This is a genomic window from Paenibacillus sp. J31P190 (assembly GCF_059692075.1).
Genome location: NZ_JCAUAS010000014.1, coordinates 36050 through 55176, shown reverse-complemented (window position 1 = coordinate 55176; position 19127 = coordinate 36050). Strand labels below are relative to the sequence as shown.

The window sequence follows — 19127 nt, the reverse complement described above, 5'->3', positions numbered from 1 at the left end:
ACTAAAACTTATCGTTACACCGACGAAAAACCAAACAAAAGTCCAAAGATTTTTGATTGAATCTTTGGACTTTTGTTTATTTCTACATTGGTCTTACTTATAAATTTAATTGATTTTGGGCGCTTTACGGCGTTGCCGTATCTACGTTTTATGGCAATGAGAGGAAAAGGGAGATCATAGTATGAACGATTCAATTGTAAAAAAAATAACGAACAGCTCAAAAAGGAAGTCACTATTTCATTTTACGAGAGTCCGCAACTTGCCTTCAATTGCACACCTTAATTCTTTGTATTCATGTAATCATGTTGATCCTAACTTATCAAAAGAAAGACGGATAGTCAGAAGAGAAATTCATTTTCACGGAAATGTTTTTGTAGCAAACGCACATTTACGAATTGCAGATCAAGTTATGGATGCAAAAACAACTCATCAGCAATTTCATAATTATCTGGATCAGCACGTATTTTTTTGGCCGACGCAAAGAGATTGTCAAAAAATGCTGGAGATTTATTCAAGAAGAGAACCAGATGAAGAATTTGCTATCCTTCAATTGGATGCACATTCATTGCTTTGTGACTTCTATGACACTGTTAAGTTGTCTAAGTACGATTCGGGAAGCTCACCTCGTTACCCAACTCGTTGTTCCTATAAAAAAAGTTTGCAAATGTTTTTGCCACTAGACCAATTCGAGATTGTGCGGGAAAATGATGTGCCATCAAAACCTTCTGAAATACGCGAGGTCCTTGTGGAAGAGAAAGTAACGAACTTGTCCCGTTATTTACAGGCCATTTATAGTAAAAATAGTAAGGAGATTCCCGAAGGATGGAGGAATTATGGACAATCTATTCAAGGATTTTAAGAATCGAGTGATAACAGTCGGGAGTCTACTTAATATCGGAAAGATTGAGTTGTTATACAAAGGCGTATAAAATGCATCCTTAAACGAATAATAAAAAAATTAGAGAGATGATCCGTCATGTAGTGGCCTTGTCTCGAAAAGGAGAACGATTGAAATGATTTGGAATATCCTAAAATCCAGAAGTTTTTTGTCAGCATACATTTTAGTCATTCTCATGCTTGTTGCTGCTGTAGTTCTACAACAAAAGGATATAGTTTTCCCAGAAATTGCTGGTATGGCCATAGGGGTTATGGTGTTTCCTGTACCGCATTGGATGAAGAAGCCGGTTCACCTGTGGCTTTCCCCAACATTAGGTGCATTCATTGGCACCTCTTTGAACGATTTATCCCTAATGCCTCTACCGAAAATATGGTTTGGTCTTGTGATTATTGTCATTCTAATGCATATATTTCGCGTCAATTTTGGACCAACGATTCCTGCTACATTGCTGCCGATCTTTTTAGGTCTACATGACTATGTTTTTGCAATCACAACTGCTGTCTTTACGTTTGTGATTATGTTGGCTGCTTTTAGATTGAGAAATCCAGAAAAGTTGCCTGGTGGTCCGGAGAATTTTCGGAAGAAAACGGATACGGTTATCATAACCATTGTTTTAGCTCTTTGGATTGGGCTGGCTTTCACAACAAGACTAGAAGTTTTAGTCGTTCCACCTGTATTTGCCCTGATTTTCGAGGTGTTTCATGATGAGAAATTCACTTGGAAATTGATTCCACCCCGTTTAGCGGTATTGACGATAACGGCCATTCTTTCAGTCGGAGTCTATCAATTGTTGGCAGGTTCGATCATTTGGGTTGGTGTCGTTAATGTTTTGCTTACACTCATTCTTTGTAATTTGTTTAAAACACCTGTTCCTGTTGCATTTGGTGTCTCGTTGATGCCACTTATTTTCCCAGTATGGGGGAGCTGGGGTTTTCCAGTAGGTGTCTTTGTTACAACAGGAGTTTTGATGTGTATTTCTGCAATATTCCGTCAGTTCAGAAACAAACAATCGATACGAGACATAGCTGAGTAAACAGAAAGTTACCATCATAGATGTCCATAGCCCCTACTTAGTAATCAGATGGAAGATAGAGTATGGTGAATGAGAGACTCGGGTAGGAAGAGGACCATGGCATAAATGGCTTCAGCGCGTTCGTTGCCTGAAGGTCCAAACGATGGACAGCCGAACAGTTGTGCAAGGCTGACAAGAATATATATGGATAAGAAGCCGCTCAGTTGCGGCTTTTTTCATTTTAACGAGATATGTTCTTGTCAAAAGCCAGTGACAAGTACATATCTCGTTTTCCGAAATAGGACAAGAATATGTATTGCTTCTCATAAACTCCTTGTAATTTTCTAAGCTAAATCCGCTTGACATGACACCAAATGGTGACCTATAATAAAATAGTCACCAAATGGTGTCCAATTGGAAAGTTTGGAACCTGAATAGGTTTCGCTTGAAACAATTATGAGGAGGAAAACAATGAGTAAAATTATCCGTACGGAAATAACCGCGAAACTAGAAACCCAGTCCCGAGGAAAAATGATTGCTTATTGGTCAGTTACCATACTACTCGCAGTAGCTGTTGTGTTAAGTGGTATCGGGCAACTGATGCAATATGGGGGAAACATCGAGTTAGTTAAAAATCTTGGTTACCCATTATACGTCTTGACCATTCTCGGGATTTGGAAATTGCTTGGAGCCATCGCTCTCGTCGTGCCAGGTTTTCCTCGGCTTAAAGAATGGGTTCACGCTGGAATCTTCTTTTTAATGACCGGTGCGGCTTTATCTCATGCGTTTGCTAACGATTTTGGTGATTACGGGTTTAATATTATCCTTCCGCTCTCATATGCTGCACTAAATATCGCCTCGTGGGCGCTACGTCCGAAGAGCCGTAAACTTTAAGGAGGTGGTGAAATTAACGGCTGTCCCTTCGTACCACCAATAGATTTCTACTAAAGTGTATGATTGAGGAATAAACAAAAAGCGAAGGAGGGGGCGTTATGAGCGAGAACAACCAATTGCGGGATGTTTTTGACGCGATTGCAGATCCGACTAGGCGCCGACTAATTCGTCTGTTAGCAGAGGCAGAGGAGATTCCGCTTCATGAATTAACGGCACATTTTCAAATGGGCCGTACAGCGGTTTCCAAGCATTTGACAATCCTTAAAGAAGCTGGATTGGTACTTGACCGAAAAGTCGGCAGAGAAACGCGATTTAGGCTAAACGCCTCTCCACTCAGAGAAATTCAAGATTGGGTGGCTTTCTACAGCAATTTTTGGCGTACGAATATGTTGCGCTTGAACCAACTATTAGAGGAGGAAGAAGAATGAGTTTAGTATTAACCTTGGATTTTCAGTACAAGACGTCGATTGAGAAGCTTTGGTCCGCCTTAACCGATTCAAGCAAGCTTGGCAAGTGGGTGGTTAACATCCACACCGGTCAAGCGATGGAAAATGACTTTAAGCCCGTCGTAGGACATCGTTTTCAGTTTCGTACTCAGCCGACCGAATGGTGGGATGGAATTGTTGACGGCGAAGTACTTATCGTGGACGCACCAAACCGATTGTCCTATACTTGGGCCAGTGGAGGAGAGAAGCACACGGTCACCTGGACGCTGCAGGATTTAGGGGACGCAAAGGTTAACCTTCATCTCGAACAAACCGGAATCTCAAATGCTCAAGCACTGGGTGGAGCTAAGTATGGCTGGGGTAAATGGTGCGGCGAGCTTGAAAAGGTGTTGGAACAATAACCGCATTCGGTACTAAAACATCTCCTTCCCCCATGCTAAATTAATGGGTACGCTAGTGAAATGTCCCAACACCATAAAGCAGATCACTTCATGGTATCAGTTGCCAATCAAGTGATCTGTTTTTATATTATGTCGGATGTATTTGATTTCGGGATCGGAAATACTTCAATAATCCATCTGCTTTGCAGGTGATAACAGCTTCGCTGGTACTCCCCCAAATTAACGGGCAGAATAGCGACATAAGCTCCCTGTAACTTTCCAAGCCAGGTCTGATTGACTGTCAGCTGAACGAAGAATTTAAACGGATGCATCTTTGTTACACGTTTGAGAAAAAAAACATAGTTTAATACATGGATTTAAACAGAAATCTCAAACGTGAATTTCTTTAGTCCGATATGACAGTTATACATATCGATTTACAACTCTCTCACATAAAATAAATAGATTGATAAACAAGTGGGAGGTGTGACTATGGCTAGAGTAACTGTACTAATGCCTGTTTACAACGTGTCATTATATATTGATGAATCTATTTCTAGTATATTGCAGCAAACTTTCCGGGATTTTGAATTTCTTATTATTGATGATGGATCAACGGATGGGACTTTAGAAAAAATTCAAAAGTATCATGATAGCAGAATTAAGTTAATCGTTCATTCTACTAACATGGGATTGGTAGAATCTTTAAATCAGGGTATTTCCTTATCCACGGGAGAATATATTGCACGAATGGATGGCGATGATGTTAGTTTGCCGCATAGATTAGAGCGTCAAGTAGCTTTCATGGACATGAATCAACATATTGGAGTTTGTGGTGGGCAAGCCCAGTTCATGGGGAAGAATCAAATAACAAGGGCGCCACTAAGTCATGAGGAAATCAGATGTTTTCAGCTTTTTCACTGTACATTTGTGCATCCTAGCGTTATCCTTCGAAAGTCTATTATTGATACCTACGGAGTAAGGTATTTCCCTTATAAACACGCGGAGGATTATGATATTTGGAACCGTCTTGCGGATTTTACCCAGCTTACTAATTTACCCGAAGTATTAATGATTCTCAGACAGCATAACAATCAAGTATCTGTAGCCTCGAAGGGGGTACAAGATCGTAATGCAAATGCCATTAGAATGTATCAATTGCATCAACTTGATTTATTTCCAACGGAGGAAGAGTACCAGTTACATTTAGATTTCTCTGACTTTAAGATTCGCGTTCATGATTTCGTACATTATTCAAAATGCCTTGCATGGGCACATAAAATACTAGAAGCAAATTTAAAAAAACAAAAATATGATCACGAAACTTTAAATCGGGTCCTATCTCTATTCTTTAGTTTATCTGGAGTATATTAATAAATTTAAGAATGCTGCCCAGTAGGCAATCCTTTTTCACGACTTTGTTAGAAGTCATAATCATTCTTACATTCCCGATATGTACGACTGGCTCATTCAGCGGAAAACAGCAGCGGTCTAGGACTTTATTTTCAAGTTCTAAGCTGCTGTTGTTTTATTATGCTGTCTTAGTCTAATGCTGAGTTATCGGATTTAATATCCGCTATCAAAGCATTCTGAGGTAAGGTCATTACTTCAACTACCCAACATTCGAAGTAACTATGTCTTGTATTTATACATATTAATATTACATTTAGAGGAAAGAAGGATTCATGATGGTTGACGAGCAGAATGGTAATACGGCCAGCGGTTTCGCTGCCCATGCTGAAGGATTAAATACAACTGCCAGCGGTACGGCTTCTCATTCAGAAGGATACCTAACTAACGCAAGTGGAGATACTGCCCATGCTGAAGGAAATACAACAATAGCTTCTGGTGATGCCTCACACACCGAAGGACATCTTACTAATGCGACTATAGATACGGCTCACGCAGAAGGAGATTCTACAACGGCCAGCGGAAATGCAGCACATGCAGAAGGATATAATTCCCTTGCCAGCGGAATCGGTTCTCATGCGGAAGGCGGGGCAACCTCAGCTAGTGGACTATATTCTCATGCGGAAGGAACACAAACGACAGCAGCCGGAGACAGCTCACACACGGAGGGATTTAACAATCAAACAACTATCACCGGTATCTATGCTCATTCAGAAGGAGAAGGAAACACGGCGAGTGGCAGGGCATCCCATATTGAAGGGGGCGGAATAGACCCGCTTGGTAACCCTGCTCCTAATTTGGCTAGCGGGCTCAGTTCACACGCAGAAGGGGTCGGCACAACTGCAAGCGGATTTGCCTCTCACGCTGAGGGGGGAGCAGCAGATGTAACATTAGCGCCTGGTCCTATTGCAAGTGGATTTTTTTCCCATGCGGAAGGACTGAGCACAACAGCGAGTGGTTTTGTCTCCCATGCAGAGGGGAGCTTCACCAAAGCATTAACAGATAACTCCCATGCGGAGGGCGAAAGAACATTCGCCGTAGGTGTTGCTTCCCATGCAGAAGGAGCAAATACAACCGCTGGTGGTTTTGCTTCGCATGCGGAAGGTCGGCTTACAAGTGCAAGTGGTTTTGCTTCCCACGCGGAAGGCCAAAATACCGTTGCCTTTGGGGACTTTTCCCATTCCGAGGGTTTAAATACCGTTGTAAATGTTATTGATATGGGTTCCCATATCATGGGACAGACCGGCGTCACAAGATTTCCCTTTTCCTGGCATCTGGCCAACGGTCTCGTTGTGGGACCGACACTAAATTCCGCCGTAATTGAAGGACTTACGGGAAATCTCTACCTAGACGGTGCTGTCATCTCTCCTGCGGCCGCTGACTTTGCTGAAATGTTTGAAACGATGGATGGGAACAAGATTGACGCAGGATATTTTGTAACTTTAGACGGTGACGGTGACGGTGACAAAATACGAAAAGCGAATGCTAACGATGATTATATCCTCGGGGTAGTGAGTGCAAGCCCAGCAATAATTGCAGATGCCAGTGATTTACGTTGGCACAACCTTTTCGTAACAGATGAATGGGGTAGGGTCCAATACCATGAGGTTGTTGTACCAGAAATAAAAGATAACGAAGGAAGAGTTGTTCAACCAGCATTTACAAAAACTGAACCCCTATTAAACCCTGAATGGGACTCTTCAAAGGAGTATACTCCACGTTTAAAAAGAATGGAATGGGTGGCTGTTGGTATAGTTGGGAAACTTCTTGTACGAGATGATGGAACATGTCAGCCAAAGGGATATTGCAAACCTAATAATGAGGGAATTGCAACCCCATCAAGGGAAGGGTATCGGGTGATGAAGCGTACAGGGCCAAGTCAAATTCAAATTTTTGTTAAATAACACATAAGTAAAAGTAGGACTTGTTTTTGATAACATATCGTTTTGGAATGTCTAAAAAATCTTCGGATCTCGATATTGAATTTATAATTCCCGTTGTTTGCACACTTCTTTAGTCGAAATGATGGGTGGGGTCCGACAATTATGGTTTCGCGATGAGAAGTATCGTCCCTAAGTAGATATTAGAATCCGAACTTTAACTTGGACTCCTGTTCTGTATCGTTAAATGCTAACATTTAGAATATAATGGAAGCATATCCATGTCTATCGCTAGAGGCAATGAGGAGGAGACTCATGTCTTTTACGCAGTCCCGACCGTCCCGTCATCCTAACAATAACCGATCAATCTCTGTTGCGTCCGGAAACATTTTTGTCTGTCCAAGGGTTGTTTAAGCACGCTCTTGTGCAAGTTTAAATAAGTCGGTCATCCATTTACTAATAAAGCCTCCTGCTAGGTAAAATAAGAAAAGGTAGCCATAACTTGCTCTCACTAAATGAAACAATCCAATGGAGGAAAGAAAGGGCTTAAATCCAAATGCGAAAGCTATAGCTAATAAACCAATATATAAATAGTAGTTTTTGCGATGATTAACCGTCCATTGGTACATTAACATATAAGTAACAGGTATTAGAGAAGCGTCCAAACCAAAACTTGATGGTGAAAAAGGTGTTAATGTGTAAGGGTAATCCCATAGCTTATGTGTTGTGCCGTACAAGTCACTATAAATAGCAAATACATGAACGACTAGACCATAAAAGCCAATCCGAAAGGCTTTTTTTCTGTCAATCATAAATACTAAGGCAATCAAAGGCACGATAAAAAATGTTATCATTACCCAAAATTGCCATGTATCTATATTTGAGTATGTTTTCCAGTACGTCGACCAATCATTTGATACAGATGATATACGGTCTGACAACTCCTTGAGTGCTTCCTTTTGCTCATCCGACATAGCTCTGTTGCCCCCTTTTATGGATAGGCTTTCACAAAATCAAGTTTATATACACATATCCTACCAATTTGTTGTCGGTAGTCGGCAGCCTGTTGAAGTAACGGGCAGTATTACGCAATTGAGAATGGAACTAAAATTGAATTTATATTGTAAATATATGGTATAAGATTGGTTCGAAAGAAGAGTAGTTGAAGAGGAAATGTATAGTAATAATTGAAAGGTTGGTAATCGCTGTGGGCCCATTGTTAATAAAAGATATTCGTTCAAATATAAGCCGCTTTGTTTCTATCCCCAAAAAAGGGACTTCCACTCTGATTAGCTGCCTGTTCATCCTCAGTATGACAGGCTGTACTTCAGACGAAACGATGATTACAGAGCCAACACCAACAACATCGAATCCTTCTATTGTGAAAACAGAGTTTGAAACCATGGCCCCACCATTTGCTGTTAGCTATATCCGTTCAGTGATGAGACCAAGCATGCTTCCGGAGGATGTAGTGAGACATCTTGGGAATAAATACAAAGAAGTTCAAACTCATTCTGAAACTAACACAGAGACTTTATGGAGATATGATATCGGGGTAAAAGAGGGATTTAATCCGATTGCAACTCAGAATGTTCAAGAATGGGCTGATGAAACAGGCATGCAAGATGGTAGCATACATGCTCAGTTCTTAATCCGATGGGAAGATGGTAAGGCCGAAAGTTTCTGGTTAGCTTATCGTGGGGCTGATAAAGAAAGCAAAATTGAGGAAGTAACAGGGGAGTTTTTTGGGCCATTATGGGCTCGGGCTCCAAAAGAACCACCCGCATCATTCCATAGGGATATCTTTGGCAATAGCTATATGACTGACACCAGCTATGGTTGGGCAGCTGGTAGAAAAGTATGGAAAACGATGGATGGAGGGATTTCATGGGTCGATCGTACACCTCCTAAGGTAGGGGGATCCTTTGGTTTTCTTGATATTGTGGATCAAAACACGTTGTTGACCCTCTTTCATCCGAAAGAGGTTGGAGGAGGGGAGATCACAAATAATAACGCTGAATTGGACCTGAGCCAACAAACCGTATATCTCACTACGGATGGTGGGGATAATTGGGAGCAATTAGAGCATCCTCTGAAAGGTCACTGGGGCATTCACCCTGCGGTTACATCGTACGGGGCACAATTTGCAGATAAAAATGTTGGATACCTTTATGCTTATGCCGAACCGGGTATGGTGAAGGAACGTAAAAGTTTATTTTTGAAGACCACAGATGGCGGGCGACATTGGACTGTGCTCAGCGAAGATATTACGAATCAAGAGGATCTCGGCTATGCTATGCCTTACGGTATGGTTCTTCGGGATTTCAAAGAACCCTGGATCACTTACAACAATACGGATAACGGAAACCCCATAATATTTAAGTCCATTACCAATGGTCGTTCTTGGGAACAAGTGAAATTGGAATTACCAGTGCAGGCGTTAGACTCAACCACTTATCCGTTAACAAGTCCGATGTTCTGGGGACCCGATCATACAAATGGGCTTATTGCCTTTTCATTCAGCAAAGACAATGATTTGGAAGGGATCATTTGGTACAGAACCACGGATGGAGGAATTAGCTGGACAAGTCAGGTATCGACTTATGAAAGTATAGCAGCCAAGATGCCTTCAGTGGGGCGGAATAGGGTGAATCTTTCGATTTTCGCCTATGATCTCAACACAATATGGATCCTTGATAATGATTTAGGTGAATTGTATCGTACTACAGATGGCAGTAAGAAATGGCAGTTTCTTGGTTCATCTCCATCTTTTCAAAATGTTCAGAGGCTAATTTTTTCAAGTCCGGATGAAGGAAGGGCTTATTCCCGTTTTATCAACCTATATACCACAGATGGGGGAGCAACTTGGATGGAACAACATTAGCATATCAGGGGTTGAATTATCGATTAGACTGAACTGCGCGGCATTACGAATATGTTCCAAAAGTGGAATTTCCCAATCGTAGGTTTTTTCGTAAAGGAGAATGGAGAAAGGGAACACATCACCTTCACGTTTATGAACTAAGCAGTGACGAATGGAACAATAACCTTCTATTCCGGAATTACCTCAGATGTCATCCGGAGAAAGTAGTAGAGTATGCGCAACTTAAGAAGCTTGCTTCCTTATATACAGAAGATAGAACGACATATACCCAACAGAAAGCACCATTCATTCAATCAGTTATTGAATTGGCGAAAAAGCTAACGAAAAACAATAGTTAAGCTGTATAGGACCGTTAGGGAATTATGAAGAGACGGGGTTCGGCTCGAAGCATGGTTTTTGATGTCATTAATGATAGCGGGGAATCAAAAAAAAACCTGGTTAGCTTTATCAGGTTCTTTTATATTGCATATAAACAGACACGATGATATAATCAGATTACGACTTTGACGAGTTAAATTGACATAAATATTTCATCCTACAATTTGATTTTACCATGCCGGTGAACTCTTGTCAAATGCTTTTTCTCAATTTAATGGATAGGAGAGATATTGAATGAGTTCTTTGGTTCTCGGGTTTCAGGAAATGAATAAAGCGCAGCTGCTGCTCGTTGGTGGAAAAGGGTTGAATTTAGGGGAACTTTCAAGAATTGAAGGTCTCCAAGTCCCAGAAGGATTCGCTGTCACAACAGTAGGGTATCAAAGAGCAATCGGTCAAAACGAATCCTATCATACTTTGTTGGATCGACTAACCATGCTAAAAGCAGATGATCGCGATCAAATCGGTGAAATCACCAAACAGATACGACAAATCATTATGGACGTAGAAATACCTTCCGAAGTTGTCAAAGCGGTTACTCACTATCTCTCCCAGTTTGGTAATGAACATGCATATGCCGTGCGTTCTAGTGCGACCGCAGAAGATTTACCGCATGCCTCTTTTGCAGGTCAACAAGACACCTATTTAAATCTCATTGGCATAGATAGCATCTTGCAGCATATTAGCCTATGTTGGGCTTCTTTATTTACAGATCGCGCGGTCATTTACCGTATGCAAAATGGCTTCGATCACAGTCAAGTGCATCTGGCTGTTATCGTTCAAAGGATGGTTTTCCCACAGGCTTCGGGGATTTTATTTACCGCGGATCCGATAACTTCCAACCGAAAAATATTATCCATTGATGCCAGTTTTGGCCTTGGAGAAGCGTTGGTCTCTGGTTTGGTATCTGCAGATAATTATACCGTACAGGATGAGAAAATCGTCAATAAGGTGATTGCAACCAAAAAATTAGCTATCTATGGGCGAGAAGATGGCGGAACAGAGACCAAACAACTCGACCCTGATCAGCAAAAGTCTCAAACACTTACTGACCAACAAATTCTACAACTAGCTCTCATTGGCAGACAGATTGAAGCTTATTTTGGCAGTCCACAAGATATTGAATGGTGTTTGGCCGAGGGGACATTTTATATTGTTCAGAGTCGTCCAATCACGACTTTATTCCCGATCCCTGAAGCCAATGATCAAGAAAATCACGTCTATCTATCTGTTGGTCATCAACAAATGATGACAGATCCCATCAAACCATTGGGATTGTCTTTTTACCTATTAATTACTCCTGCCCCTATGCGTAAAGCTGGTGGGAGGTTGTTTATTGATGTTGCTCCTAGGCTGGCTAAACCTGTCGACCGGGAAACGTTATTAAATACCATCGGATCTGATCCGCTCATAAAAGGGGCACTTATGACCATCATAGAGCGAGATTTTATAAAATTGGTACCCAATGAGCAAACAGCACCGATTCCAGGCAGAAGTAATACAGACATGCTAGAAGAAATTGAAAAAAATCCGAACATCGTTTCAGATTTGATTGCGAGTAATCGCGCATCGGTAGAAGAGTTACAACGAAACATCCAAAGAAAATCAGGATTCCATGTATTAGATTTTATTCTGGAAGATATCCAGCACTTAAAGAAGATCTTATTTGACCCAAAAAGTACGGCTGTGTTTATGACTGCCATCAATGCTTCATTATGGATCAATGAAAAAATGAACGAGTGGTTAGGTGAAAAAAACGCAGCAGATACGCTTTCTCAATCGGTACCCTACAATATTACGTCAGAAATGGGTCTGGCATTAATGGCTGTCGCAGATAGAATTCGCCCTTATCCGAAAGTCATTGCTTATTTACAGCAAGTAAAAGATGATATCTTTTTGGATGAACTGGTTAAGTTCGAGGGTGGGCAGGAAGCTCATGACGCAATCTATGGTTATCTCCATAAATACGGAATGCGATGCGCCGGAGAGATCGATATTTCTAAAACGCGCTGGAGTGAAAAACCAATTACACTGGTTCCCATGATTCTGGGTAACATCAAAGCCTTTGAGCCTAATGAAGGCCATCGAAAATTTGAGCAAGGGCGCCAGGAAGCTTTGGAAAAAGAACAAGAGTTACTAGCTCGATTAATCCAATTGCCAGATGGTGAACAAAAAGCTGAAGAGACAAAAAGAATGATCCGCCGTATTCGGAATTTCATCGGTTATCGTGAATATCCCAAATACGGATGGGTTAGCCGCTATTTCGTGTATAAGCAGGCGTTACTGAAAGAAGCTGAACAGCTCGTACAAGCGTGTGTCATTCTTGAAAAAGAAGATATATTTTATCTCTCTTTTGAAGAGCTTCACGAAGTCATACGCACAAACAAACTGGATTACCAGATCATCAGCAAGCGAAAGGACGATTACAAATTTTTTGAAAAACTAACTCCCCCACGTGTAATCACGTCTGATGGTGAGATCATTTCAGGTGCATACAACCGCGAAAATCTCCCAGCTGAAGCTATTGTAGGCCTACCTGTTTCTTCAGGAGTGATCGAAGGACGTGCACGTGTCATTTTAAACATGGAAGATGCGAATCTAGAAGAGGGGGACATATTAGTCACATCCTTTACTGATCCAGGTTGGACACCCTTGTTTGTATCCATTAAAGGACTCATCACTGAAGTTGGTGGACTGATGACCCATGGAGCTGTTATCGCACGAGAATATGGCTTACCGGCCGTTGTCGGGGTAGAAAATGCAACCAAACTGATTAAAGATGGGCAACGAATTCGTGTGCATGGAACAGAAGGGTATATCGAAATATTGTAATGGCCGTATATGTTAAGTAAGTTGAATAGAAATCAGGAAAAGGCTGCCGAGAGCATTAAACGGCAGCCTTCTCAACGTGCAGGCTAGTTGTAAAGATAACGACATTTTACATATGACATTACAAAAATTTACATAATTAAGCTCAATAATTGTTGGTAGATCAACAAAAGGAGTAAGAAATCGTGTTGATGGTGTTATCGAATAATGTATGGAAGTCGAAGAACGTGGTTTCTTTTCTTTTGGCTCATTAAGTGAATCGTTCGAATTCCCACAAATTTTTGATCAATAAACAACGAAATGCCACTATTAATTTTGGGATTATGTAGGTTATAATGAAATCAACAGCCAAGATCCTTCATAATCTTTCGAAAACCCTCTAAAACAGGAAGGAGATTGATGATGCTTACATCCGAACACTTGGAAACCCGTCACCTGGAAGCGATCCGAAAAGCGCAGGAATCGATCGATTTGCTAGCAGTAGGGGTATCCCGCGATCCTCACCGGCTGGCCTATCACTTTATTTCGCCATCCTGCTGGATAAACGACCCCAACGGAATGATTTATTTTCGCGAAGAATATCACTTGTTCTATCAAATTCATCCGTTTAGTGCTCAAAATGGGTTGAAGCATTGGGGGCACGCAAAAAGCCGAGATCTTGTTCATTGGGAGCATTTGCCTATAGCTCTTGCACCCACCGAAGAATTTGAACGAAACGGTTGTTTCTCAGGCAGTGCGGTTGATAACAATGGAACGATGACGATTATTTATACCGGTAATATGAATGGCCCGGATAAAGTACAAGTACAATGCGTCGCCTCTAGTGAAGACGGTATTTATTTTCGGAAATATGTTGGCAATCCAGTTATCGATAAATTTCCCGAGGAGGGTTCAAAGGATTTCCGAGATCCAAAGGTATGGATGCATGAGGGTGTCTGGTATATGGCTGTCGGTTCAGGAAAGGATGGGCGTGCGAATGCACTCTTATACAAGTCAGCCGATCTGACGGCTTGGACCTATGTCGGCATAATGGCCAATGGCCTTGATGGACAAGGGAGAATTTGGAACTGCCCAGATTTCTTCCGGCTGGACGGAGTGGATGTACTTCTTGCTTCCCCAGCAGTGTCGCCAACAGAGCGGGATATCCGCACCAATATTTACATGATTGGCCAAATGGATTATGAGACGGGAAGATTTACACAAGTTTCAGATGGGGATATAGATCTCGGTCCTGACTTTTATGCACCTCAGACTTTGATTGACGACCTCGGTAGAGTTATCCTGTTCGGTTGGATGGATATGTGGTGGAATCCGATGCCGACACAAGCCTACGGATGGACGGGGGCTATGACCATTCCGCGTGTCGTTACACTTGACGGGAATGGCAAGCTTGCATTCACGCCAGCGCCAGAGCTTCAGCAACTTCGAAGCAACGAGCAACAATTTGGTGCCTTCCGCTTGTCTCCTGAGCAAACGGATCTGCTCGATGAGGTTAAGGGAGATTGTCTTGAAATAGTAGCCATTATACATATAAATGAAAGCGATGCCAATCGCTTCGGATTTCGGTTGCGGTGTTCTGCAGACAGCTCACAAGAGACGGTTGTTACCTGCTGTCTGACGAACGGTGAACTGATAGTGGATCGAACGAGATCGGGTATTGTAGACGGAGGCATAAGAGCTATTCAGTTGATGCCGGCGGCGAATGGAAAGCTGAAGCTGCAAATATTCCTGGATCGTTCCTCTTTGGAGCTATTCGCGAACGACGGTCAAACGACGGCTTCCTTCCGTATTTACCCAGATCCACAAAGCTTAGGAATCAGCGTTTTTGCCGAGGGAGGATGCATCCAGTTCGAATCCTTGGCGATCTGGATGTTAAACGCGATATGGTAGAAGCTGCACCGATCGTGCTGCGCTCCCATAGTCTGGAGGTCACGGTTCGAAAGCCAGGTACCAACTACAACGGTTCGAGATTTGATTGGACCGGTTGGGTCTCTAGCATTATGTTGCACAACCGCCACACTTTTTGTACGGATGAATCGTTGATGCCAGGTGAGGGAACGGGTGGTTCTGGACTCTGCAATGAATTTGGCATTTTTCAGCCAATCGGTTACGAGGAAGCGCTTCCAGGTGGGCAGTTTCCGAAGCTGGGTGTCGGTCTCTTGACCCGTCCGGATGAAGCGAGCTATAAATTCTCCCGTCCGTACATGGTTGAACCTTCCTTCATAGAAACAAAGGCAGACGATTCGAAAGTGACGTTCACCGTTCACGAACACTCATGCAATGGATACGCGGCGAAACTCGTTAAAACCTTATCTGTGAAAGATAACTTGCTTTCCATTGCGTACGAGTTAGCCAATTTGGGTGAAAAAACAATTATAACGCATGAATACTGCCATAATTTCGTAGCATTAAACGGAAATCCTCTCGGACCAGACTATCGGTTGAAGTTGCCAAAGACACCTACGTTATCCAGCGAGCCTAGTTCTCCTTTAGATTTCAAGGATGGGGATATGACCTGGGCTTATACGCCGGAACAACCGTTTTACTCACGCTTAAGTGGACCTTTTCCTCCAGGTTTGCAATGGGAATTGACGCATAAGTCCGGTGTGGGGATGCGTGAATCCGTTGATTTTTCCCCTGGATTCATCGCGCTTTGGGGGGACGCTCATGTGATCTCGCCGGAGGTATTTATGGAGATTGCCGCGCTTTCGGGTCAAACGATTCGTTGGGTAAGGCAGTTTGATTTTTTCGAGCACGATATGGAAGGAAGGACGGGCAGATGAGCGGGAAAACAGCACTCGTTACAGGGGGAAGTCGTGGAATTGGCCGCGGCATTGCGCTGGCCATGGCAGCCAGGGGTTATGATCTCGCGATTAGTCATTGGAAGGATGCAGATAACGCTCATCTCACGGCAAGGGAGATTGAAAACCAACTAAACCGCCAATGCGTTGTATTTGAAGGGAACTTAGAGGAGGAGGATGAGCCTCTTAAACTAGCGAAGGAAGCCATTCGAACGCTGGGTCATATCGACGTTCTCGTTAATAATGCCGGAGTTACGATTTTTCAGAATGCGGCCACTATGGAGCTAGAAAAAATCAATCGATTACTCCACCTAGATTTACGTGCTCCATTACTGCTTATGCAGGCGGTGTCCAGTCACATGATCGAACAGGGAGTACGTGGAAGCATACTCAATATCACCTCAACTCGGGGAGAGAGGGCCTATCCGGGAGATGCTGTATATGGCGGTGTCAAGGCGGCGCTGACTCGAGTAACAGCATCAATTGCACTGGATTTGGCGCCATATGGGATCCGCGTGAACTGCATAGCTCCAGGGGCGATTCAAACAAATGACAATCGAAGTGACTATTATCGCAAGTTCGGTCAGCGAATTCCTCTAGAACGTCCTGGTACACCAGAAGATATTGGAAAGGCCGCTGTATGGCTTACCTCAGAAGAGGCGTCCTATATAACGGGAACGACCATTCGCGTCGATGGCGGACTCATTCTGCCAGGGATGCCAGAAACAGAGGAAGGTCTCGGGTGGAGCTAAAGGTGATTTAAACCACAGCAATCAGCTCATATATATTTTTCAGAAATGGGAGATGCGCCAAACATGTCACAATTACAAATCCGAGATGTACGGACGATTTTGACTGCACCAGATGGTGTTAACCTAGTTGTCGTTAAAATAGAAACGAATGAGCCCGGCTTGTACGGTTTGGGCTGTGCAACCTTTACACAGCGTCATTTGGCCGTAGCAACCGCTGTAGATCAATACTTGAAACCATTCCTCATTGGGAAGGATCCTCTCCGAATCGAGGACATTTGGCAAACCTCAATGGTCAGTGCCTATTGGCGCAACGGACCGGTGTTGAATAACGCTGTTTCAGGTGTGGACATGGCGCTGTGGGATATTAAGGGGAAGCTCGCGAACATGCCCGTGTATGAAATGCTTGGCGGAAAGCTCCGGGAAGCGGCGGTCGTTTACCGGCATACTGACGGTCGGGATGAACAAGAAGTAGAAGAGAATGTACGCAAGTATATCGAGCAGGGCTACCGTATCCTGCGCTGTCAAATGGGTGGGTATGGCGGGAAAGGCCATAAGTTTCATTCACCGGAGAACGCGCAGCTAGGGTCCTATTTCGATCCAGATGCTTACACACGAAGTGTGCCGCGGTTGTTTGAGCATTTGCGCAGCAAGCTCGGTAATGAAATTGAGCTGCTGCACGACATTCATGAGCGTCTTGTACCTATCGAAGCGGTACGGTTGGCCAAACAGCTTGAGCCATATCGATTATTTTTCTTAGAAGATGCTCTTCCGCCCGAGCAGCTGGATTGGTTCCGGCAAATCCGCAGTCAGTGCGCCACACCGCTCGCTATGGGCGAACTGTTCGTCCATTCAGCGGAATGGATGCCGCTTGTGACAGAAAGATTGATCGATTTCATTCGCTGCCACATCAGTGCCATCGGCGGCCTGACGCCCGCCAAGAAGCTGGCGACGCTATGTGAGGCGTTTGGTATAAGAACAGCTTGGCATGGACCGAATGATATCTCTCCGGTGGGGCAGGCTGCTAATATTCATCTTGACTTGAGCAGCCCGAATTTTGGCGTTCAGGAGTGGAGTGAATTTTCCGACAAAATGCGCGAAGTGTTTCCGGGCTGTCCAGTGGTCCGAAACGGCTATGTATATCTGAATGAGAAGCCTGGTTTGGGCGTCGATCTGGACGAGAGCAAAGCATCGCTTTATCCCTGCCATAATCGTCTGCCAGAGTGGACGCTTTCTCGCATTCCCGACGGTTCTCCAGTGCGACCATAACACTCAAGTCCTTCGAGTAGGAGTTTAAACCGACATGGCGATTCCCATTTTGTTCAATCGCATACCACCAGATAAACGTCTGGATAGAGAGGCATCGATCACCTTAGTTCTTCAGTCGCTATTCACCTTCGGTTCATCACTGTCCAGCATTTTTCTAAACCTGTATCTGTGGCGGTTGACGGAAAGTTTATGGATTAACGGGATTTACAACATTGTTTCCAATGCTTTCATTGCCGTATGCTTCGTAATCGGGGGGAAATTGGCAAAGAAATTTGACCGTATGGTCGTGTACAGAATCGGAATCACACTCATTGCTTTGTTTTACCTTTGTATCCTGCTGGCGAAGGAGCATGTAGCCGAATATTATATACTTTTCGCCGTATTCTCCGGGATTGGCGGCGGGTTTTATTGGATAGGTTACTGGACACTGCTATATGATGTTTCGAACGATGGGAACCGCATGCGGTTCTTGGGTCTCAGCTCAGCGTTCTCGACTGCTGCTGCGATGTCCGGGCCGCTATTATCGGGGGTGATCTTCAACGCGGTAGGAGGCTTGCGCGGCTACACAATCGTATTTGGTATCGCCTTTGTTGTGTTTTTATTGACGGCTGTCTTGAGTCTGCTGGTGCCGAAAGCTCCAAGCCACCGCAAAGCTTACTATCTCGGACATATGGGGCTGCTGCTGCGTAAAAACAAAACATGGCGTAAAGCGATGTATGGCAATTTAATCACAGGAATTATGCAGGGTGTCTTTTTGTTTCTGCCGCAGATCCTTCTGATAGCCGTCTTTCAAAAAGAGTCTTTCGTCAGTTATTTTGGAGCTTTCCTCTCGATGCTGACTATTTTAATCAATATATTATTCGCCAAACTGGCAAGGGAACGTCACGAGCGAAAATATTTACTTTGGTCCGTCATTGGCTATATGATTGCGGCTTCTCTTCTGTTGTTCAAACTGTCGCCAGTTGTTGTAATCAGCTTTATAATCCTGCAAACGCTGTTCGGACCTCTGAAGTCCAACGCATTTGATTCCTATTTCTATCGGTTAATTGGCACCTTACCTCTGAAGGGCAAGCTGCGAATAGAGTCGATGGTCGTCCGTGAAATTTGCTGGGATGCAGGTAGGATTGCGACGGTTTTTCTACTGATTTCTCTTTCCAGCAATTTGAATGCCCCTTGGTTGCCTTGGGTCGTTATTGGATCATGTGCATCGCAATTCTTATTATTCTTTCTGATGGATGAATTGGAACAATCTACGAAGAGAAGATGAAATCTCCGACCGTTGTTCAGAAATCTCATAAAG

15 protein-coding genes and 1 pseudogene are annotated in these 19127 nt (G+C 43.3%); 15 read left to right on the top strand and 1 reads right to left on the bottom strand.

What is annotated here, in order from left to right; translation table 11 throughout:
• Positions 1 to 181: 181 nt before the first annotated feature.
• The 7 genes from AC58U0_RS22565 (at position 182) to AC58U0_RS22535 (ending at position 6944) form a co-directional block, all read left to right on the top strand.
• Entirely contained in the window at positions 182 to 859 is a 678-nt protein-coding gene (locus AC58U0_RS22565) for a DUF7002 family protein (protein ID WP_497381201.1), read from the top strand.
• 154 nt (positions 860 to 1013) lie between these two features.
• Positions 1014 to 1931: a hypothetical protein gene (locus tag AC58U0_RS22560; RefSeq protein WP_497381200.1), complete on the top strand. Its 918-nt coding sequence runs from the start codon at positions 1014 to 1016 to the stop codon at positions 1929 to 1931.
• 450 nt (positions 1932 to 2381) lie between these two features.
• The gene (locus AC58U0_RS22555; protein WP_497381199.1) at positions 2382 to 2804 is read left to right on the top strand and encodes a DoxX family protein; all 423 of its coding nucleotides are present in this window, start codon (positions 2382 to 2384) and stop codon (positions 2802 to 2804) included.
• 98 nt (positions 2805 to 2902) lie between these two features.
• The gene (locus AC58U0_RS22550; RefSeq protein WP_497381198.1) at positions 2903 to 3232 is read left to right on the top strand and encodes an ArsR/SmtB family transcription factor; all 330 of its coding nucleotides are present in this window, start codon (positions 2903 to 2905) and stop codon (positions 3230 to 3232) included.
• A complete protein-coding gene (locus tag AC58U0_RS22545) occupies positions 3229 to 3651 on the top strand; it encodes an SRPBCC family protein (protein WP_497381197.1) in 423 nt (140 codons plus the stop codon). The genes AC58U0_RS22550 and AC58U0_RS22545 overlap by 4 nt, the downstream gene beginning before the upstream one ends.
• 471 nt (positions 3652 to 4122) lie before the next feature.
• Complete coding sequence (locus AC58U0_RS22540) at positions 4123 to 5004, top strand: glycosyltransferase family 2 protein (protein WP_497381196.1); 882 nt, start codon at positions 4123 to 4125, stop codon at positions 5002 to 5004.
• A gap of 311 nt (positions 5005 to 5315) precedes the next feature.
• Complete coding sequence (locus AC58U0_RS22535) at positions 5316 to 6944, top strand: peptidase G2 autoproteolytic cleavage domain-containing protein (RefSeq protein ID WP_497381195.1); 1629 nt, start codon at positions 5316 to 5318, stop codon at positions 6942 to 6944.
• A 386-nt stretch (positions 6945 to 7330) separates the two neighbouring features.
• On the opposite strand, the gene AC58U0_RS22530 is transcribed toward AC58U0_RS22535, so the two are convergent.
• Entirely contained in the window at positions 7331 to 7894 is a 564-nt protein-coding gene (locus AC58U0_RS22530) for a CBO0543 family protein (protein ID WP_497381194.1), read from the bottom strand.
• Positions 7895 to 8127: 233 nt separating this feature from the next.
• On the opposite strand from AC58U0_RS22530, the gene AC58U0_RS22525 reads away from it, so the two are divergent.
• The 8 genes and pseudogenes from AC58U0_RS22525 to AC58U0_RS22490 all read left to right on the top strand — a co-directional run bounded on the left by AC58U0_RS22525 (position 8128) and on the right by AC58U0_RS22490 (position 19094).
• Positions 8128 to 9804, top strand: a complete 1677-nt coding sequence (locus tag AC58U0_RS22525; RefSeq protein WP_497381193.1) for a WD40/YVTN/BNR-like repeat-containing protein — start codon at positions 8128 to 8130, stop codon at positions 9802 to 9804.
• 44 nt (positions 9805 to 9848) lie between these two features.
• Positions 9849 to 10142: pseudogene (locus AC58U0_RS22520) on the top strand (GrpB family protein); the annotation flags it as partial.
• Positions 10143 to 10416: 274 nt separating this feature from the next.
• On the top strand, positions 10417 to 13011 hold the full coding sequence (ppsA, locus tag AC58U0_RS22515) for a phosphoenolpyruvate synthase (RefSeq protein ID WP_497381192.1): 2595 nt from the start codon (positions 10417 to 10419) through the stop codon (positions 13009 to 13011).
• A 399-nt stretch (positions 13012 to 13410) separates the two neighbouring features.
• The gene (locus AC58U0_RS22510; protein WP_497381191.1) at positions 13411 to 14898 is read left to right on the top strand and encodes a glycoside hydrolase family 32 protein; all 1488 of its coding nucleotides are present in this window, start codon (positions 13411 to 13413) and stop codon (positions 14896 to 14898) included.
• Positions 14847 to 15791, top strand: a complete 945-nt coding sequence (locus AC58U0_RS22505) for a hypothetical protein (protein ID WP_497381190.1) — start codon at positions 14847 to 14849, stop codon at positions 15789 to 15791. Before AC58U0_RS22510 ends, AC58U0_RS22505 begins: the two co-directional genes overlap by 52 nt.
• Entirely contained in the window at positions 15788 to 16561 is a 774-nt protein-coding gene (locus AC58U0_RS22500) for an SDR family NAD(P)-dependent oxidoreductase (RefSeq protein WP_497381189.1), read from the top strand. The genes AC58U0_RS22505 and AC58U0_RS22500 overlap by 4 nt, the downstream gene beginning before the upstream one ends.
• A 63-nt stretch (positions 16562 to 16624) precedes the next feature.
• Positions 16625 to 17827 carry an enolase C-terminal domain-like protein gene (locus AC58U0_RS22495; protein ID WP_497381188.1) on the top strand — a complete coding sequence of 401 codons (1203 nt, stop codon included), beginning with the start codon at positions 16625 to 16627 and terminating at the stop codon, positions 17825 to 17827.
• Between the two features lie 34 nt (positions 17828 to 17861).
• Complete coding sequence (locus AC58U0_RS22490) at positions 17862 to 19094, top strand: MFS transporter (protein ID WP_497381187.1); 1233 nt, start codon at positions 17862 to 17864, stop codon at positions 19092 to 19094.
• Positions 19095 to 19127: the final 33 nt, after the last annotated feature.

Coding starts and splice junctions, on each gene's coding strand:
- AC58U0_RS22545 (WP_497381197.1), top strand. CDS start 3,229: ATGAGTTTAGTATTAACCTTGGATTTTCAGTACAAGACGTCGATTGAG.
- AC58U0_RS22500 (WP_497381189.1), top strand. CDS start 15,788: ATGAGCGGGAAAACAGCACTCGTTACAGGGGGAAGTCGTGGAATTGGC.
- AC58U0_RS22535 (WP_497381195.1), top strand. CDS start 5,316: ATGATGGTTGACGAGCAGAATGGTAATACGGCCAGCGGTTTCGCTGCC.
- AC58U0_RS22490 (WP_497381187.1), top strand. CDS start 17,862: ATGGCGATTCCCATTTTGTTCAATCGCATACCACCAGATAAACGTCTG.
- AC58U0_RS22540 (WP_497381196.1), top strand. CDS start 4,123: ATGGCTAGAGTAACTGTACTAATGCCTGTTTACAACGTGTCATTATAT.
- ppsA (WP_497381192.1), top strand. CDS start 10,417: ATGAGTTCTTTGGTTCTCGGGTTTCAGGAAATGAATAAAGCGCAGCTG.
- AC58U0_RS22505 (WP_497381190.1), top strand. CDS start 14,847: ATGCATCCAGTTCGAATCCTTGGCGATCTGGATGTTAAACGCGATATG.
- AC58U0_RS22550 (WP_497381198.1), top strand. CDS start 2,903: ATGAGCGAGAACAACCAATTGCGGGATGTTTTTGACGCGATTGCAGAT.
- AC58U0_RS22565 (WP_497381201.1), top strand. CDS start 182: ATGAACGATTCAATTGTAAAAAAAATAACGAACAGCTCAAAAAGGAAG.
- AC58U0_RS22495 (WP_497381188.1), top strand. CDS start 16,625: ATGTCACAATTACAAATCCGAGATGTACGGACGATTTTGACTGCACCA.
- AC58U0_RS22560 (WP_497381200.1), top strand. CDS start 1,014: ATGATTTGGAATATCCTAAAATCCAGAAGTTTTTTGTCAGCATACATT.
- AC58U0_RS22510 (WP_497381191.1), top strand. CDS start 13,411: ATGCTTACATCCGAACACTTGGAAACCCGTCACCTGGAAGCGATCCGA.
- AC58U0_RS22530 (WP_497381194.1), bottom strand. CDS start 7,894: ATGTCGGATGAGCAAAAGGAAGCACTCAAGGAGTTGTCAGACCGTATA.
- AC58U0_RS22555 (WP_497381199.1), top strand. CDS start 2,382: ATGAGTAAAATTATCCGTACGGAAATAACCGCGAAACTAGAAACCCAG.